General features: G+C 62.6%; 18 protein-coding genes. 9 read left to right on the forward strand and 9 right to left on the reverse strand.

Going from position 1 to position 16,693, the window contains the following annotated elements:
* Positions 1 to 82: 82 nt before the first annotated feature.
* From QCE69_RS00550 to QCE69_RS00560, 3 genes are all read right to left on the reverse strand, one after another.
* Positions 83 to 382, reverse strand: a complete 300-nt coding sequence (locus QCE69_RS00550) for a flagellar protein FliT (protein WP_309928888.1) — start codon at positions 380 to 382, stop codon at positions 83 to 85.
* A 9-nt stretch (positions 383 to 391) separates the two neighbouring features.
* Positions 392 to 1,918: a flagellar filament capping protein FliD gene (gene fliD / locus QCE69_RS00555; protein ID WP_309928890.1), complete on the reverse strand. Its 1,527-nt coding sequence runs from the start codon at positions 1,916 to 1,918 to the stop codon at positions 392 to 394.
* A 182-nt stretch (positions 1,919 to 2,100) separates the two neighbouring features.
* A complete protein-coding gene (locus tag QCE69_RS00560) occupies positions 2,101 to 3,894 on the reverse strand; it encodes a flagellin (RefSeq protein ID WP_309928893.1) in 1,794 nt (597 codons plus the stop codon).
* A gap of 244 nt (positions 3,895 to 4,138) precedes the next feature.
* Between QCE69_RS00560 and QCE69_RS00565 the strand changes: the two genes are divergently transcribed.
* Together QCE69_RS00565 and rpsU are read left to right on the forward strand one after the other, a co-directional pair.
* The gene (locus QCE69_RS00565; protein ID WP_309928896.1) at positions 4,139 to 5,089 is read left to right on the forward strand and encodes an aldo/keto reductase; all 951 of its coding nucleotides are present in this window, start codon (positions 4,139 to 4,141) and stop codon (positions 5,087 to 5,089) included.
* Positions 5,090 to 5,466: 377 nt separating this feature from the next.
* On the forward strand, positions 5,467 to 5,679 hold the full coding sequence (gene rpsU / locus QCE69_RS00570) for a 30S ribosomal protein S21 (protein ID WP_309807007.1): 213 nt from the start codon (positions 5,467 to 5,469) through the stop codon (positions 5,677 to 5,679).
* A gap of 109 nt (positions 5,680 to 5,788) precedes the next feature.
* Here the strand turns inward: rpsU and QCE69_RS00575 are convergent, their stop codons facing one another.
* The 3 genes from QCE69_RS00575 to QCE69_RS00585 form a co-directional block, all read right to left on the reverse strand.
* Positions 5,789 to 6,154: a hypothetical protein gene (locus tag QCE69_RS00575; RefSeq protein ID WP_309913280.1), complete on the reverse strand. Its 366-nt coding sequence runs from the start codon at positions 6,152 to 6,154 to the stop codon at positions 5,789 to 5,791.
* Positions 6,155 to 6,183: 29 nt separating this feature from the next.
* Complete coding sequence (locus tag QCE69_RS00580) at positions 6,184 to 6,609, reverse strand: hypothetical protein (RefSeq protein ID WP_309919520.1); 426 nt, start codon at positions 6,607 to 6,609, stop codon at positions 6,184 to 6,186.
* A 465-nt stretch (positions 6,610 to 7,074) separates the two neighbouring features.
* Entirely contained in the window at positions 7,075 to 7,680 is a 606-nt protein-coding gene (locus QCE69_RS00585; protein ID WP_309928898.1) for a DNA-3-methyladenine glycosylase I, read from the reverse strand.
* A gap of 114 nt (positions 7,681 to 7,794) precedes the next feature.
* Between QCE69_RS00585 and QCE69_RS00590 the strand changes: the two genes are divergently transcribed.
* Entirely contained in the window at positions 7,795 to 8,724 is a 930-nt protein-coding gene (locus QCE69_RS00590; protein WP_309928899.1) for a BadF/BadG/BcrA/BcrD ATPase family protein, read from the forward strand.
* A 114-nt stretch (positions 8,725 to 8,838) separates the two neighbouring features.
* The gene (locus QCE69_RS00595; protein ID WP_309913286.1) at positions 8,839 to 9,678 is read left to right on the forward strand and encodes a Cof-type HAD-IIB family hydrolase; all 840 of its coding nucleotides are present in this window, start codon (positions 8,839 to 8,841) and stop codon (positions 9,676 to 9,678) included.
* Between the two features lie 94 nt (positions 9,679 to 9,772).
* Here the strand turns inward: QCE69_RS00595 and QCE69_RS00600 are convergent, their stop codons facing one another.
* From QCE69_RS00600 to QCE69_RS00610, 3 genes are all read right to left on the reverse strand, one after another.
* Complete coding sequence (locus QCE69_RS00600) at positions 9,773 to 10,054, reverse strand: hypothetical protein (protein WP_309928902.1); 282 nt, start codon at positions 10,052 to 10,054, stop codon at positions 9,773 to 9,775.
* A 289-nt stretch (positions 10,055 to 10,343) separates the two neighbouring features.
* Positions 10,344 to 11,123, reverse strand: a complete 780-nt coding sequence (aqpZ, locus tag QCE69_RS00605; protein WP_309913291.1) for an aquaporin Z — start codon at positions 11,121 to 11,123, stop codon at positions 10,344 to 10,346.
* Between the two features lie 252 nt (positions 11,124 to 11,375).
* The gene (locus QCE69_RS00610) at positions 11,376 to 12,440 is read right to left on the reverse strand and encodes a glycosyltransferase family 4 protein (RefSeq protein WP_309913293.1); all 1,065 of its coding nucleotides are present in this window, start codon (positions 12,438 to 12,440) and stop codon (positions 11,376 to 11,378) included.
* A gap of 719 nt (positions 12,441 to 13,159) precedes the next feature.
* On the opposite strand from QCE69_RS00610, the gene flhD reads away from it, so the two are divergent.
* The 5 genes from flhD to QCE69_RS00635 all read left to right on the forward strand — a co-directional run bounded on the left by flhD (position 13,160) and on the right by QCE69_RS00635 (position 16,623).
* Positions 13,160 to 13,483: a flagellar transcriptional regulator FlhD gene (flhD, locus tag QCE69_RS00615; protein ID WP_309807015.1), complete on the forward strand. Its 324-nt coding sequence runs from the start codon at positions 13,160 to 13,162 to the stop codon at positions 13,481 to 13,483.
* A 19-nt stretch (positions 13,484 to 13,502) separates the two neighbouring features.
* Positions 13,503 to 14,078: a flagellar transcriptional regulator FlhC gene (gene flhC / locus QCE69_RS00620; RefSeq protein WP_309913296.1), complete on the forward strand. Its 576-nt coding sequence runs from the start codon at positions 13,503 to 13,505 to the stop codon at positions 14,076 to 14,078.
* A gap of 141 nt (positions 14,079 to 14,219) precedes the next feature.
* Positions 14,220 to 15,080 carry a flagellar motor stator protein MotA gene (gene motA, locus QCE69_RS00625; RefSeq protein WP_309913300.1) on the forward strand — a complete coding sequence of 287 codons (861 nt, stop codon included), beginning with the start codon at positions 14,220 to 14,222 and terminating at the stop codon, positions 15,078 to 15,080.
* A 40-nt stretch (positions 15,081 to 15,120) separates the two neighbouring features.
* Complete coding sequence (gene motB / locus QCE69_RS00630; RefSeq protein WP_309928904.1) at positions 15,121 to 16,119, forward strand: flagellar motor protein MotB; 999 nt, start codon at positions 15,121 to 15,123, stop codon at positions 16,117 to 16,119.
* Between the two features lie 126 nt (positions 16,120 to 16,245).
* Positions 16,246 to 16,623: a response regulator gene (locus QCE69_RS00635; RefSeq protein WP_309928907.1), complete on the forward strand. Its 378-nt coding sequence runs from the start codon at positions 16,246 to 16,248 to the stop codon at positions 16,621 to 16,623.
* The last annotated feature ends 70 nt before the right edge of the window (positions 16,624 to 16,693 follow it).

Below are 16,693 nucleotides of genomic sequence, written 5' to 3' on the forward strand. Positions count from 1 at the left end.
GGCATCAAGAGCGAAGCAGCGCGCCCGACATCGGCGCGTTGTTCTTGTTGTTCTTGTGTTATCGGCGCGGCAGCTGAAAACTTTAGAAGCGCGCGGCTTGTTGATAGCGGCTTGCGGCCTTGGCGCCGTCCATCGAACGGCGATAGTTCGCGGCGAGCGCCGTCTGCGCCAACTGCGCGCGCGATGCAACGGCATCGATGCTCGCCTGGATCTTGCGGATGACCGCGAGCGACTCCGCCGGCTGCTCGGCCCGCAGCGCCATGACGAGCGGTGCGCGCGCTTCGGTCAGCTCGGCGGCGCGCGCCCAGTCTTCGTTGCCCACTGCCGTTTCGATGGCCTCGGTCAGTGACCAGGCTTCCTGAATCAGTTCGTGCTGGTTCATGTCCGGTCCTTAGCTCTTGTTGGTGGCCAGCGCGCCGGCGCTGTTGGTGCCGCCGAAGAGGGCGGTCAGATAGCTCGACTGCGTGGCCATCGACGACATCAACGAGTTGAGCGCCGTGAACTGGTCGTTGTACGAGGTGGTCAGCTGCGCGGTGTACGCGGTGAGCTGCGTCTGCTGATCGGCGATGCTGGTCAGGTCGTCGTTGAGCGCGGTCGTGCGCGTGTCGATAATGCCGCCGGTCTGCAGGAACGCCGTCAGGCTCGTGTTCAGTTGAGCGGCCACGCCGTCGGTCGTGTTGAAGAGCGAGGCGACCGTGCCGCTGCTGTTGGTGAGCGCGTTGGTGAGCGCGTCTTCGTCGGTCGAAAGCGTGCCGTCCGGCTGCAGCGTGATGCCGATCGACGCCAGGTTCACCTTGCCCGTGCCGACGCCGATGCCCTTGCTGATCGTGCTGGAGATCGTATTCTTGATGGTGTTCATCATCGAGTCGCCGAGCAGCGCGCCTTGCGAGCTGGCGGTCGAATCGAACGACGTCAGCGACGACGCCGTGCTGATGAAGTTGTTGTAGGCGGTGACGAAGGCATCGATGGCGGTCTTCTGGCCGGTGACGTCCTGGCCGATCGTGAGCGTCTGCGTCGTGCCGACGGAGTCCGCGGTGATGTTCATCGTGACGCCCGTCACCGCTTCCTTGATCGTGTTGCTCGAACTCGTGACCGGCGTGCCGGCCACCGTCAGGTGCGAGTCCACACCCGCGCTGGATTGCGTCCAGCCGCTGGTGCTGCTGATGGTGGTGTGTTCGGGAACGGTGATGGTCTTGGTCGGGTCGGTCGGGTCCGGATCGGTGGTTGTGGTGGACGAGCTGACCTGAAGCTTGTTGATGGCGGAGGTGCTGCTGTCCGCGGTGACATCGACGCCGATCTGATTGCCGAGACCGGTCGACGTGGAGCGCAGCACGAGGTGCGCGCCGTCCGAGCCGTTGACGATGGTCGCGGTGACGCCGGGATTGTCGGACGCCGAGTTGATCGCCGACACGATGCCCGACAGCGTGTTGTTGCTGCTGTCGAGCTTGATCGTGCTGCTGTTGTTGCCGACCTTCAGCGTGATCGAGCCGGTGCCGAGCGCGTCGGTGGTCGAGAACGTGCCGGACGTGAGCGATTGCGCCGAGGCGATGTTCTGCACGTTGACCGCGTAGCTGCCGGCCACGGCCGTGGTGTCGGCGCTGCCGGTGAGGCCCTTGCCGTCGGCGGTGGCGGTGAACGAGCCGAGCGTCTTGCCGTTGGCGAGATTCGTGATCGAGCTTTGCAGCAGCGACAGCACGGACTTGAGCGTGCCGATCGCGGTGAGCTGCGTGTTGTCGGCGGTCTTCTTGTTGTTGAGCGCGTCGGTCTGGCCTGCGACCTTCGCGTTGACGATCGCGGTGACGAGCGAGTTCACGTCCATCGTCGAGTTGGTGGAACCGCTGATGATCGACTGTGCGGCCTGTTGTACGGCGCTGGTCGGATCGACAGTGGAACCCGATGTCGTGGCTACGGTGGTCATGTGTGCTCCGCTCGTATTACTTCGCGATCGTTTGGAATGAGGCGGAAGTCGTCATCTTCCGAAAACGCGCACAGGGAGACGAGCTCCCTTTGCGCTGACTGCTTTGCTGCTTTGCTGCTTTGTTGCTTCCGGCGCGCATTGTACTGGCTGATGCGCGCCGGTTACAGCGTCGGCCGTGATGCTTAGCCGAGGAGCTTCAGAACTTGCTGGGGCATCGAGTTCGCTTGAGCCAGCACCGAGATACCAGCTTGTTGCAGCACTTGAGCCTTCGACAGGTTCGCGGTTTCCTGCGCGAAGTTCGCGTCGGTGATCTGCGACTGTGCCGACGACAGGTTGGTCGACTGAGCCGTCTGCGTCGAAGCGATCGACGAGAAACGGTTCTGTGCGGCGCCGAGGTCAGCTTGAATCGAGTTGACGCTGTCGAGGGCGTTGTCGATCGATTCGATCGCCAGGTTCGCGCCGTTGGCCTTCGTCAGGTCGATGTCGGAGACCTTCGGGGGAACGTTCTGCGCATTGGCTTGAGCGATGCCGTCAGCGGCGCCCGTGGCGTTTGCGTTGTCCGCAAGCGCGCCCTTGCCGGTCAGCGTGCCGCCGGTCGTGTCGAACAGACCGGTCACCGACGCGCTGATGTCGGTTTCCGCGCCGTTTGCATCCACACCCTTGAAGGTGAAGCCGCCAGCGCCGTCGCCATAGATGTTGACGCTGCTGTAGGCCGGCGTGTCTGCCGAGCCAGCGACCGTGCCATCGGCCTTGAGCGAGATCGACACGCTGCCGAGCTTGGTCGTCGGCGAGGTCGTGGTGGCGGTGGCGACGTTAGCTGCGTCGTTCTGAACGGCCGTGATGTCCGTTTGGTCCGCGCCGCCGGTGGTCGTCGTCAGCGCCGTGCCCGTCAGGGTTGCGACACCGCCGGCATTGGGCGTTTGCGTGAAGAGCTTGCTTGCGTCGGCCGTGGACAGGTACGAGCCGCTTTCCGTGCCGTTGGCGACCGTCTTGAACTTGTAGCCGCCGTTGCCATCGGCATAGACATTGATGCCGGTGATGTCCGTGGCTGCACCCGTGCCCGCGCCCGACAGATCCGGAAGCAGACCGTTCGAATCGAGGGCGATCGTTGCGCCGAGCTTCGTGTCGGCGGCGGCATACGTCGTCGTCGTCGTTTGCACGTTCGCAGCCGAGGCGGCCTTGATTGCAGCCGTTTGGGTCGTCGAGGCGCCAACCAGCGCACCCTTTGCCGTCAGCGAGAGCGCCGTGCCCGTGCCCGTGGTCGTACCCGAGAACAGGGCGGTCGTTGCCGCGCTCGACAGCGCCTGGTTGTTCTGGTCGGTGAACGTGAAGCCGCCCTTGCCGTCAGCCAGCACGTTGATCGACGTGATGTCGGCCTTGGCCGTACCCGTCGTTGCAGCGCCCGCGCTCGTCAGGCTCAGGCCCGACAGCGTGCCGATCGTCGCGCCCTTCTGCGGCAGACCGCCACCGAGTTGAGCAGCCGACACGCCGTTGCTCAGATCGATACCGATGGTCTGGCCGACGTTCGCGCCAACCTGGAACGACACCGTGCCAGCCGAGCCGTCGAGCACGTTCGTGCCGTTGTAGGTCGTTTGCGAAGCGATACGGTTCACTTCAGCGATACGCTGCGTCACTTCCTTTTGCAGCGAAGCCTGGTCGCTCGACGAGAGCGAGCCGCTCGAAGCCTGCACGGCCAGCTGGCGAATACGTTGCAGGTTGTCCGAGATCTGCGACAGGCCCGAAGCAGCCGTCTGGGTCATCGAGACGCCGTCGTTGGCGTTCGACACACCTTGGTTCAAACCGTTGATCTGCGAGGTCATGCGCGAGGCGATTGCCTGGCCTGCTGCATCGTCGGCCGCGCTGTTGATGCGCTTGCCCGACGAGAGGCGGGTGATCGCCGAAGACAGCGCGCTTTGCGTGCTGTTGAGGTTCTGCTGAGCAACCAGCGAGTTGATATTGCTATTGATACCGATCATTTGTTCTCTCCTGGGAGACTAATCTGGCTTTGGCTAATGGCACCGAGTTGTTGCCTGGCGGTCCTGCGCTCGGTGATAGCCGGCCGCCTACTTGAGGTTATCGGGCCACTCGAAAAAAACTTAAGGCCGGGCTAACCGATTTGTGTAACGAATAGTGTCGAAAGCCTTCGAAGGCCCGCCCAGCAAGCCTTCCGAATCACGCGTATGCTTTTTAGTCCCTCTTCCACGCGGATTCGGAGCATTCATGCAGACACGTAATGTCGGTATATCGGAATTGAAAGTCGCGCCTTTAGTTTTTGGCGGCAATGTATTTGGCTGGACCGCCGATGAACGCACGTCGTTTTCCATCCTCGATGCATTTGTCGACCACGGTCTCAATTTCATCGATACCGCCGACGTTTATTCCGCCTGGGTCGAAGGTCATCAGGGCGGTGAATCCGAGACGATCATCGGCAAGTGGTTCAAGGAGAGCGGCAAGCGCCACAAGATCGTGCTCGCGACGAAGGTGGGCAAGCTCAGCACGCGCCCGGGGCTGACGGCGGCGAACATCGCCGCCGCCGCCGACGATTCGCTCCGACGCCTGAAGACCGATTACATCGATGTCTATTTCTCGCATCACGATGACGAGGCCACCCCGCTCGACGAGACGCTCAACGCCTATCAGAAGCTGATCCAGGCGGGGAAGGTGAGGGTGATCGGCGCGTCGAACTATACGGGCGAGCGTCTGGAGGAAGTCTTGAAGGTCGCGAAGGATTCGGGCCTGCCCGCCTATCAGATCCTTCAGCCGGAATACAACTTGTACGATCGCGAAGGCTATGAGACCGGACTCGAGCCGGTCGTGCAGAAAAATGACGTGGCAGTCGTGCCTTACTACGCGCTCGCAAGCGGCTTTCTGTCGGGCAAGTACCGCTCGAAGGCGGATACGCAGAACAAGGCGCGCGGCTCGCGCGTCGAGAAATATCTGGATGCACGCGGCCTGAAAATCCTTGATGCACTCGACGAAGTCGCGAAGCGCAACGACACGACACCCGCGACGATCTCGCTCGCGTGGCTCATCGCGCGGCCAAGTATCACGGCGCCGATCGCGAGCGCCACGTCCGTGGCACAACTGGAAAGCCTCGCGGCCGCGACGCGCCTTGTCCTGTCGAGCGAAGATGTCGAACTGCTCGACGAAGCCAGTGCGTGGCAGAAATAATCTGTCACATCAAGGAGTTGGGCGGCGCGAAGTGTTGGCAGCGGCGCGCTGTTCTGGTAACATCGCGCCCGAATCGAGAAATGTGCCCGTTTTCCTGCCTTCGCAGCCGAATGACCAAGTCAAAATCGACAACGTCAACATCCGGCGGCGAACGGCTCCGAAACGCGCGTTCACGTCGTTCTTTCGAATGCGCATGCCGCTTCGGCGGCTGAATCCCAACTCTCTCTGTTCCGGCCTCCGTGGCCGCTTTGCTCGTGTCCGTCGCGGCGCGCTGTCTGGTGTGATCCAGCGCCGCGTCCGGTGGACGATCGGAGTGCCGGGGCGCGGCGATTTTGTCGTCGCGCGCTTAGAAATACGTTTAGCAAACCAGGATTTACATGACTACTATCGTCCTCAAAGAAAACGAGCCGTTCGATGTCGCGATTCGGCGTTTCCGCCGCACCATCGAGCGCAACGGCACCATCGCCGAACTGCGCGAGCGCCAGTCGTACGAAAAGCCGACCACCGCGCGCAAGCGCAAGAAGGCAGCTGCCGTCGCGCGTCTGCGCAAGCGCCTGCGCAGCCAGATGCTGCCGAAGAAGATGCACTAAGCATCGCGTGCAAGTCGGGGAGCCGCAATTCCTCGGCTTGCATGGCAAAAAGGCGGTGCGACCCGTGAGGGCGCACCGCCTTGTTGCTTGTACGTGAGAGAAACCGGCGTCAGACGAACGCGTGCCGCCTGCCGAGCGCCGCCAGCAGATGCGGCCACTCTTCCACGTCGGCGTCGTCGTGAACCTGTTCGAGTTCGATCAGCAAATCAATGATGTTGGGATCGTAGGCGTTCACATTCGACGCGTAGAGCGCGCGCATCAGCTCGCCATCCTGCGCATGCCGGTAGTAGGAAATGCCGACACCTTCCAGCGCCGCCTCGTACAGATCGTCACGCACGAGCGAACCAATCGCGCACTTGCGGCCTTCCGGGCTGCGCAGGCGGCAGGATCCATTGTCATCTTCGGACACCGCGCGCTGGGTCAGCAAATGCGTGCTGACGCGGTCGTAAATGTCCTTCGGGCTCAACATCTTCATCGGGCTCAACATCACTACACCTACTGTGCTCAGGCAGCCGTTTTCAGAAGTTCGGCGGAAAGCCCGAACTGACGTGCGATCGACGAAAGACGCTCGCGCCATTCCCACTTGCCGAAGACGTCGTGCACGTTCTGCAGGCAAGAGAGCAATTCGACGGTATTGGGATCGAACACGTTGATGCGCGCACGTAGCAGCGCGCGCTTGAGCGCCGCGACACCGACATCCATATAGGCCGGCACATGCTCGGGCGGTTTTGCGATGTAGCGGATGGGCACGCCTTCCATCGCCGTGATGTAGTCGCGCGGCCTGATGAACCGGCCGACAGGGCAGCCGCCGCAGTAACCGCGATAGGCGCCGCCGCCATGCGGGAGCAATGCGGCTTGTCCCTGCATGAACAGATGCTGTACGGCGCTGTTGAAAATCTCCTGATGGGTCAGGAAGTTCAAGCTTTTCATGATCTTCTCCCCTGCGCCCCTGCGCAGCGGCCATGCGTTTGAATTCGAGAACCTGCACCTGCTGCTCCGGAACGGCGGCGTTGTTGCGATGTCCAGCAACATAAAAAAACGCTGATGCCCTCCGGTCACTGCTTCGAACACGGCGCTTTTCCCGGCCTGGGCGTTCGGTCTCACTGTCGCCCTGTGTGCTCGCGTCGGATTTCTACACTCGATGAACGATCCGTACACCGTCTTTATAACGGTTCGGCCCGGTAAAAAGGTGCGCCAGCGCACGCGAGGACGCCATTTTTACACGTACCGTACGTTCGTGCAGTGCGGAAAACCCGGTCAAATGCCTTGCTGTTCGGGGTTTCGCGCGTGCTTCACTGCAAAAAAACACGCTTCCATCAGGACTTTCCCTAGCAAAGAACAATCGCCCTCGAAAATGTGGCCAAAACAGCTAAAACTTGCCGCGCGTGTTGAACTTCACTTCGACCTTGGCGACGCGCTCTTGCGTCTGGTTCTGGCAAAGGTCCGCGCGATGCATTCGGCCGCGTGATCGTTGACCATGCCAGTCGCTTGCATGAAGGCATAGCAGATGGTCGTGCCGACGAATTTGCAGCCGTACTGCTTGAGGGCGCGGCTCAGGGCATCCGACTCGGGTGTCGAGGCGGGCGTGGGATGCTTCGCGTCGCGCGGGGTATCGATGGTGACGCCGTCGACAAACGACCAGATGAACTCCGCGAACGACCCGTGCTCTTTCTGGATCTGCAGGACCGCGCGCGCGTTGAGCACCGCTGACGTCACCTTCGCGCGATTGCGCACGATGCGCGCGTCCTGCACGAGCCGCTCGATGTCCTCATCCGTGAAGCGTGCCACGCGCCCGATGTCGAAATTCGCGAACAAGGCGCGGTATCCGTCGCGCTTGTTGAGGATGGTCGACCAGGACAATCCCGCCTGCGCGCCCTCGAGTACCAGCATCTCGAACAGATGCTGGTCGTCGCGCGACGGCACGCCCCATTCATGGTCGTGGTAGTCGATCATCGCGTCGGTGGTTGCCCACGCGCAGCGGGCGGGTTGGGTGTCTGCCATGTGCGGTTCCCGGTGGTCATCAAGGTCGCGTCAGCATAGCGGAACGTTCTCGTCCCGCCACCTCGTCCATTCGGCTAATTGGCGCAGGCCGCCGCGGCCGGTAAGCTGGCGTCCATGAAATCCATTTCGACTTTGACTTCCTCCACGGCAACTGACGCATTCCTGCTCGGCATTGATGGCGGCGGCAGCGGTACACGCGTGATCCTCGCGGACGCGCATGGCGTTGAGCTCGCACGCGCCAGCGGCGGCCCGTCGGGTCTCGGGCTCGGCGTCGAGCGGGCGTGGAAATCCATCGAGGACGCATGCCGTAGCGCGTTCACCAACGCGGCGCTGCCGTTCGACTGGCGTGCTTGCGCACTCGGCTGCGGCCTCGCCGGCGTGAACAATGCCGATTGGCTCGCGGGCTTTCTCGCGGCCGCGCCCGAAGTGCGCGCGTTGCGTGTCGAGAGCGACGCCTACACCACCGTGGTCGGCGCACATGGCGGCGAACCTGGCGTGATCGTCGCACTGGGCACGGGCAGCATCGCGGCTTCGCTGGATCAGGAAGGAGTGTGTCGCATAGCCGGCGGCTACGGTTTTCCGAGCGGCGACGAGGCCAGCGGTGCCTGGCTCGGGCTGCGCGCAGTGGTTCATCTGCAGCGCGTGCTCGACGGCCGTGCCGCAGAAGACGGCTGGTCTCGTGAATTGCTCGCCCGAACCGGCGCGACGGATCGCGACAGTCTCGTCGTGTGGCTGTGCAACGCGAACCAGACCGCCTACGCCACGCTCGCACCCAGCGTCTTTGCGTTTCGCGATCATCCCGCCGCCGCACGGTTGCTCGCGCAGGCCGGCCAGGAAATCGAAGCGCTCGTGGCCGCGCTCGACCCGCACGGCGCCTTGCCGATTGCCTTGTGCGGCGGGCTCGCCGTTCCATACGAACCGTTTGTTTCGCTTGATCTGCGTGAGCGGATGCGCGCGCCGCGTGCGGATTCGGCTGCGGGCGCGCTTGAACTGGCGCGCCGGGCGGCGTCCGAGTCCGGAGAGGCAGCCGGCACTGCGCGATAAAATGGCGCACTTCGCGGCAGGTTCCCTCCGCTCATCGCTCCGCACAGGGCGCGCGCAACCAGGTATGCAGTGTACGCAGCGCACCCGGCGCCTGAGCCCACGACAAAGGCAGGCATGTACTCGGCCATTGCAACCGATCTCGACGGCACGCTTCTGAACAGCGACCACCAGCTCGATCCCTTCACCGCCGAAACCGTGCGCACGCTGGCCGCGCGCGGCGTGCCCATCGTCATTGCGACGGGACGGCATTATCGCGACGTCGCCGGCATTCGCGACGTGCTCGGCGTCGACGCGTATCTGATTACGTCGAACGGCGCGCGCGTGCATGCGCCGGGCGATCAGCGCATCTACTCGCGCGATCTCGACCCGGCCGCCGTACGGCGCCTCGTGCAGCCGGATCTCACGGGCACGCATGGGCGCGTCATCGTGAATCTGTTCGCCGACGACGCCTGGCTGATCGACCGCCATGCGCCCGAACTGCTGGTCTTTCACCAGGATTCGGGATTTAAGTATGAAGTGATGGATCTGCGCGAGCACGACGGCGAGAACATCGCGAAGGTGCTGTACATCGGCGAGCCGGCGGATCTCAAGGAAGTCGCGGCGAATCTGGAGCGCGAGTTTGGCGACTCGCTGTATGTCACCTATTCGCTGCCGGATTGTCTAGAAGTCATGACCTCCGACGTCTCGAAAGGCCGCGCGCTGCGTTTCGTGCTGGAGCGGCTCGACGTCGATCCGTCGCAGTGCGTTGCTTTCGGCGACAACATGAACGACATCGATCTTCTCGAAACCGCAGGGCATCCGTTCATGATGAACAACGCCAATCCGGACCTTATCAAGCGGCTGCCCGATGTGCCGCGCATCGGCAACAATTTCGAGGCGGGGGTTGCGCATCAGTTGCGCAAGCTGTTCGGGGTTCATGACGAGCTGGCCTCGCCGGGTTACCCGCAGGACTGAGCGCCGGACCCGGCGAAATGCAAGACGGGCGGCTGGTGTGGTCCAGCCGCCCGTCGCGCTTGAGTGGTCTCCCGCGAGTGGGGCATCCGCGTGCTTAGCCGCGATGTCCCCAGTTGTTGCCATAGCCGCGATGATCCCAGCCGGTGCGATTCCAGTGACCTTGATCACGGCCGTCGTGCCAGCGCGGTGCTTCATGACGGTAGTACGGCGCGCGGTACGCCGGCGCAGCCGGGCGGACATAGACGGGAGCCGGGGCCACATAAGCGGGCGCGCCGAGCGACACGCCGATGTGCAGATCGCTGTGAGCCTGAGCGGCGCCGACTGCACCCAAGGCAAGACCGGCGGCGACGAGCATGTGAGTGACGATGCGCTTCATTGTGTTTCTCCTTGAAGGCGACGTGTATGTCGCATGAGTCCAATGTACGGGCGCAGCGTCTTACACGCTTCGACGACTTGTTACCGGTTGCAAGGACGAAGTAAGGAGAAAATGAAACGCTCCGATTCGGAGAGTAGGCGTGTGAGGCCCGTCAGATGGGCCTCACACGGATGTGATCTGCAGCAGATATTTAACGCCGCGGCAAATCATAAGCATGCTTCGTAATTCGGCATTACATTTGTCGCGCCGGTTTAATCGTTCGAGTCTTCGAAGAGCGTGTCGCTCAGCCTTAATCGGCTTCACGAGCAGTCTCCGCGAGCGGAAAACCCACCGTTTTCGGGTTGCTGCGGACCTCGGAAGGCTCCTGGCGGAATGCCTGACGCGTAAGCGAGGGATACACGAGCCCTGCGATGATCGCGCCGACGATGGGCGCAATCCAGAACAGCCACAGCTGATCCAGCGCCCAGCCGCCGACGAAGAACGCCTGGCTGGTCGAACGCGCGGGATTGACCGACGTATTGGTCACCGGGATCGAGATCAGGTGAATGAGCGTCAGGCACAGGCCGATGGCAAGCGGCGCGAAGCCTTTGGGCGCCCGGTCGTCGGTGGCGCCGAGGATCACGAAGACAAAGAAGAAGGTCATGGCGATTTCGCAGATCAGCGCGGCGATCATCGTGAAATGTCCCGGCGAGTGCTCGCCAAAGCCATTGGCGGCGAAGCCGCTCAGCGAGAAATCGAAACTCGGGCTGCCGATGGCGATCAGGTAGAGCACCCACGCCCCCAACGTCGCGCCGATCACCTGGGCAACGATATACGGCACGAGATCGCGCACGGGGAAGCGCCCCGCGGTGGCCAGGCCGATGCTCACGGCCGGATTCAGATGGCAGCCCGACACGTGACCGATGGCATACGCCATGGTCAGCACGGTGAGGCCGAATGCCAGCGCAACCCCCGCGAACCCGATCCCGAGCTCGGGAAAGGCAGCGGCAAGCACGGCGCTTCCACAGCCGCCCAGGATCAGCCAGAACGTACCGAAGATTTCGGCCCCAAGACGTTTCGATAAATTCATGTTTCCGCCTTCGTGAAATGTGATTGCCGCTGTTTCGAAAAGAGCACTGAATGAGCGCATCGAGCGCAGTTTAAGCGCGCTTTATTTTGCAAATTGTCAAATTTGTTTGATAAATCGGCGAATTCACCACGTCTGGAAGAATTTTAGGATTGTTCGGTTACGGCCCCCTTCGCAAGCCTGAGACGAAAAAAAACCGCCCCGAAGGGCGGTTCTCGTTGCGGTCATCGAAGACCGCATGCGTGGGAAGGCTGCTTAGCCGACGGCAACCTGGCGCAGCACCGGACGCTTCGCGGCCTGAAGCATGGCGGTGTAGCTGTCGACGTAATTCTGCGCCATCGTCTGCGCGCTGAAGCGGCGTTCGAACTGCGCGCGAATCTCGGTGCGCGAGAGTTCGTCCAGACGCTGCAACGCGCCCACGGCACCTTGCACGTCCTCGCAGATGAAGCCGGTCACGCCATGGTCGATCACCTCGGGCACCGAACCGCGATTGAACGCGATCACCGGCGTGCCGCAAGCCATCGATTCGATCATCACCAGGCCAAACGGCTCGTTCCAGTCGATCGGAAACAGCAGGGCCTTGGCGCCCGACAGGAAATCCGGCTTCTGCGCTTCGTTGATCTCACCGATGAACTCGACGTCCGCATGCGACAGCAGCGGCTCGATCGTGGTCTTGAAATACTCCTGGTCGACCTTGTCCACCTTGGCGGCGATCTTCAGCGGCAGGCCGCTTTGCGCCGCGATCTTGATGGCCAGATCAGCACGCTTTTCCGGGCAAATACGGCCGAGGAACGCCAGGTATTCCGGCTTCTTGCTCGTTTGCGGCGTCAGCAGTTCATTCGGCAGACCGTGATACACCGTGTTCAGCCAGTTGGCCTGCGGCAACGGTCCGCGCTGGTTGTCGGAGATTGAAATCACGTTCGCCTTCGTGAACGTGTTGAAGATCGGCTGCAGTTCTGGCAGGTCGAGACGGCCGTGCAGCGTCGTCACGAACGGCGTGTCCAACTGCGTGAACAGCGGGAACGGCATGTAATCAAGGTGGAAATGCAGCACGTCGAACTCGTGCGCGCGGCGGCGGACGGTTTCGAGCAGCAGCATGTGCGGCGCGAGAGCGTCGCGGATTGTCGGATCCAGACGCAGGGCGCGCGGCCATGCGGCTTCCAGGGTCGCCTTGGTTTGCGAATCGCCGCTGGCGAACAAGGTGACGTCGTGGCCCAGATCGACGAGTGCGTCGGTCAGGTACGACACTACCCGCTCAGTGCCGCCGTAGAACTTCGGGGGAACTGCTTCGTGCAACGGTGCAATTTGTGCGATTCGCATAACGTGACTCTCCTGTTTCGGGCAGAGCGGGCGCTTTCGCGTCAGGCTCGGGTCCCATGCCGGTGAAGGCGTCATTTAAGGCATCGCAGTCACGCTCCGGTCGAGCGCTCAACACATGCCATTTCGGGCGGGCCGCGCAGGTAAGACGCCGCCCGAGATCGGCCCGGAGATGAAGATTACATCGCGACCGGGTTATCCCTTACTGCTCATTATCGGGATCGAGAGCGGCATTTCACGTCATTTTTCAATCGCTTATCGTTGTTACAGCGCGAAACAATCGCTGTTACGAAGTCAGAAATTGCAGTGTTGTCAGCAATGTAGACGAATCACACATCTGGAAAAATGACCGCGCGGCAGTATTGAGCATGCAGCGTTCCCGGGCGCCGAACCGCACGTTCGGACGCCACTGGCACGCGTTCGCGGCGCTTAGACTTGTCAAACCTCCATTAAGTCAGACGAATCGCTGCCGATATCCGGTTCTTGCATCCACAGGTGCGTTGCGACCCGTTTCCGCGCCGTGTAGGAAAAATTCCTACACACAACCTCCTTGAAATCCTGCGATGCTTCGGACACGTTCTCCGACAGCCGCGCCTTCGAGCATCGGCGACAATCGTCTGGCACAAGAGAACACGTGCGGGGCCGGTTTCGTCGCGTCTGCAGCGAACCGAGCAAACGTTCCCCCGCCGGCCTGACCAGCCACGTAACGATTCGGGGAAAAAATGACGAACAGCGCTACGAGTACGCTCGTGGAAATCCGCGAGGTGAATCTGTCGTATGTGCTTCTCGCCCAGCGGCTTCTGCAGGAAGACCGCGTCTCGGCGATGTACCGGCTCGGCCTGTCCGAGCAGGTGGCGCAGGTGCTGTCCTCGCTGACGCTCGCGCAGGCCGTGAAAGTGGCGTCGTCGAGCCATCTGCTGTGCCGTTTCCGCTTCGACGACCACACCATCCTCTCGTCGCTGGCCGACAAGGACAAGAGCGCGGCGCTCACGCAGGCGCATGCGGCGATCCTGCTGGCCGACAGTCCTGTCGCGCAGATCGGCTGACGCACGAAGCGGACGGCCGATGGCAACCAGAAGCGTAGTGGCGGAAGTCCGCGAGATCACGCTCGCGATCGAACTGATCGAGCTGGGCGCGCGCCTGCAATTGCTCGAAGCGGAGACGACCCTGTCGCGTGACCGGCTCATCAAGCTCTACAAGGAACTGAAGGGCGCTTCGCCGCCGAAGGGCATGCTGCCGTTCTCGACCGACTGGTTCATGACCTGGCAGCCGAACATCCATTCGTCGCTGTTCCACGGCATCTATCGTTTCATCCATGAACACGGCGGCGCCGACGGCACGCAGAGCACGATCCAGGCGATCGTGAAAAGTTACCGGCTCTACCTCGAACACGCCGCCCTCTACGGCGACGAACCCGTGCTGTCGCTCACGCGCGCCTGGACCCTGGTGCGCTATTTCGAATCCGGCATGCTCCAGACCAACGCGTGCACCCGCTGCGGCGGACGTTTCGTCGCGCATGCATACGAACTGCGCGCGGGCTACGTGTGCGGCCTGTGCCAGCCGCCGTCGCGCGCCGGCAAGACGCGCAAGACGCTGGCAGCGGCCGCGGCGGCGGAGCCGGCGCGGAGCCTTGCGGCCTGACGCCGCACACGCCCGGGCCCGTTCTGCGGCGCGGATTGCAACGTTTGCCGGCGGCGCGGACATGCCATCAAAGTTTTCCAGTCGAGTGCCGTAAACCACCTAACGGCGGTCTTACCGCATCAAAAACGTGAGGACTCGACTGTGCTGATTTTTGTTGGAGCGCTCGTCACATTGCTGTCCGTGTTCGGCGGCTATGCCATCGAAGGCGGACACCTCGGCGCGCTCATGCAGCCCGTCGAGATTCTGATGATCGTGGGCGCGGGCGTCGGCGCGTTCATCCTCGGCAACAACGTCAAGACCATCAAGGCGACCATCCAGGTCCTCCCGACGCTCTTCAAGGGCGCGAAGTACAACAAGGGCATGTACATGGAGCTGATGGGCCTGCTCTACGTGCTGCTCGCGAAGGCCCGCAAGGAAGGCACGCTGGCGCTCGAGGGCGACATCGAGGATCCCTCCAAGAGCCCGGTCTTCAGCCAGTACCCGCAAATTCTCGCGGATCACCACATCGTCGAATTCCTGACCGATTACCTGCGTCTCATGGTCAGCGGCAACATGAATGCGTTCGAAATCGAAAGCCTCATGGACGAGGAAATCGAAACGCATCACGTCGAGGGCGAAGCCCCCGCGCACGCGCTGACCAAGGTCGGCGACGCGATGCCGGCGTTCGGCATCGTCGCGGCCGTCATGGGCGTGGTGCACACCATGGCCTCCGCGGACCAGCCGCCCGCCATTCTCGGCGAGATGATCGCGCAGGCGCTGGTCGGCACCTTCCTCGGCATTCTCCTTTCCTATGGTTTCATCGGGCCGCTCGCCAACGTGGCCGAGCAGCGCGTGGCCGAGCAGACCAAGATGTTCCAGTGCATCAAGGTCACGATCCTCGCGAGCCTGAACGGCTACGCGCCCGCGATCGCGGTGGAGTTCGGCCGCAAGGTGCTGTTCTCGACCGAACGTCCGTCGTTCGCCGAACTCGAGGAACACGTGCGCCGGGTCAAGGCGAAGTGATGCCTCGCTTCGCGCACGATCCCTCGGTCAGGACACAGCCATGAGCAACGACAGCGAACGTCCCATCTTCATCAAGCGCGTCGTCGGCAAGGGTGCCAAGGGTCATCACGGCGGCGCCTGGAAACTCGCCTATGCGGACTTCATGACCGCGATGATGGCGTTCTTCCTGCTCATGTGGCTGCTCTCCTCGACCTCGCCCGTGCAGCGCCGCGGCATCGCCGAATACTTCAACATGCCGCTCAAGGCGGCGATGGTCGGCGGCAAGACCGTCGGCATGGACAACAGCATCCTGATGGGCGGCGGCCGCGACATCTCCAGCGAAGAGCCGGGCGCCGCGCGCCGCTCGGAAGGCAGCACGCGGCTCGCGCAGCGCGCATCATCCACGACCGACGAAGAACTCCTCAAGGCCGCGCAGGGCGAGCTCGAACGCCGCGAGCAGGCGCGCCTGCACGATCTGCAGGTCAAGCTGATGGCCGCCATCGAAGCCAATCCGACCTTGCGCCAGTTCAAGCAGCAGATCCGCATCGAAGCGACGCAGCAGGGCTTGCGCATCGAGATCGTCGATACGCAGAAGCGCCCGATGTTCGCGCTCTCCAGCAACGCCGTGCAGCCCTACATGCGCGACATCCTGCGCGAGATCGGCCGGACGCTGAACGACGTGCCGAACCGCATCGTCGTGCAGGGCCACACCGACGCCGTGAAATACGCCGGCGGCGAGAAGGGCTACAGCAACTGGGAGCTGTCGGCGGATCGCGCGAACGCATCGCGTCGCGAGCTGGTCGCGGGCGGCATGGACGAAGTCAAGGTGATGCGCGTGCTGGGTCTCGCGTCCACGCAAAACCTGAACAAGAAGGATCCGTTCGATCCGGAGAACCGGCGCATCAGCGTCATCGTGCTCAATCGCAAGACGGAACTGGCGATGCTGCGCGACGACGGCGGCGCGGGCGCGACGCTCGACAACGGCACGGACGCGAACGGAGCGCCGACGACGCTCGGGCAACTGATTCCAGGCATCGCGGCGAGAAGCGCGGCGCATTGAGCGCATGAGCCCGTGATAAAGCGGCCTCAAAGAACAGCCTCAAAAACAGCCTCAAAAACAGCCTCAAAAACAGCCTCAAGACCGGACCCGTTTCGACCGTCAACACGGCAACGGCAAGAGACAAACATGATCAAGAACATTCTGGCAATCGATGACTCGGCCGCGATGCGGCAAATCATCTCGGCGACGCTGGCGGTGGCCGGCTACGCAGTGACGGTCGCGTCCGACGGCGACGAAGGGTTGGAATGCGCGCTCGCCGAGCGCTTCGATCTCGTGCTGACCGACCATCACATGCCGGGCAAGAGCGGGCTCGATCTCATCATGGCCTTGCGCGCGAACCACGCGTACCGCGCGACGCCGATCCTGGTGCTCACGACCGAAGACGGCGAACCGTTCAAGAACGCGGCGCGCAGCGCGGGCGCGACGGGCTGGATCGAGAAGCCGCTCGATCCGGACTTGCTGACCGAACTGGTCGCCGCGCTCTCGGAAGACGCGCAGCACTGAAAACGTCGCAAAAAACAGCATTGAAACGCGCGCAGCACGGCGCCGATTGAACAGCATTCCAGCGGTGACT

It is taken from the genome of Caballeronia sp. LZ032 (assembly GCF_031451315.1).
Taxonomy (GTDB): Bacteria; Pseudomonadota; Gammaproteobacteria; order Burkholderiales; family Burkholderiaceae; genus Caballeronia.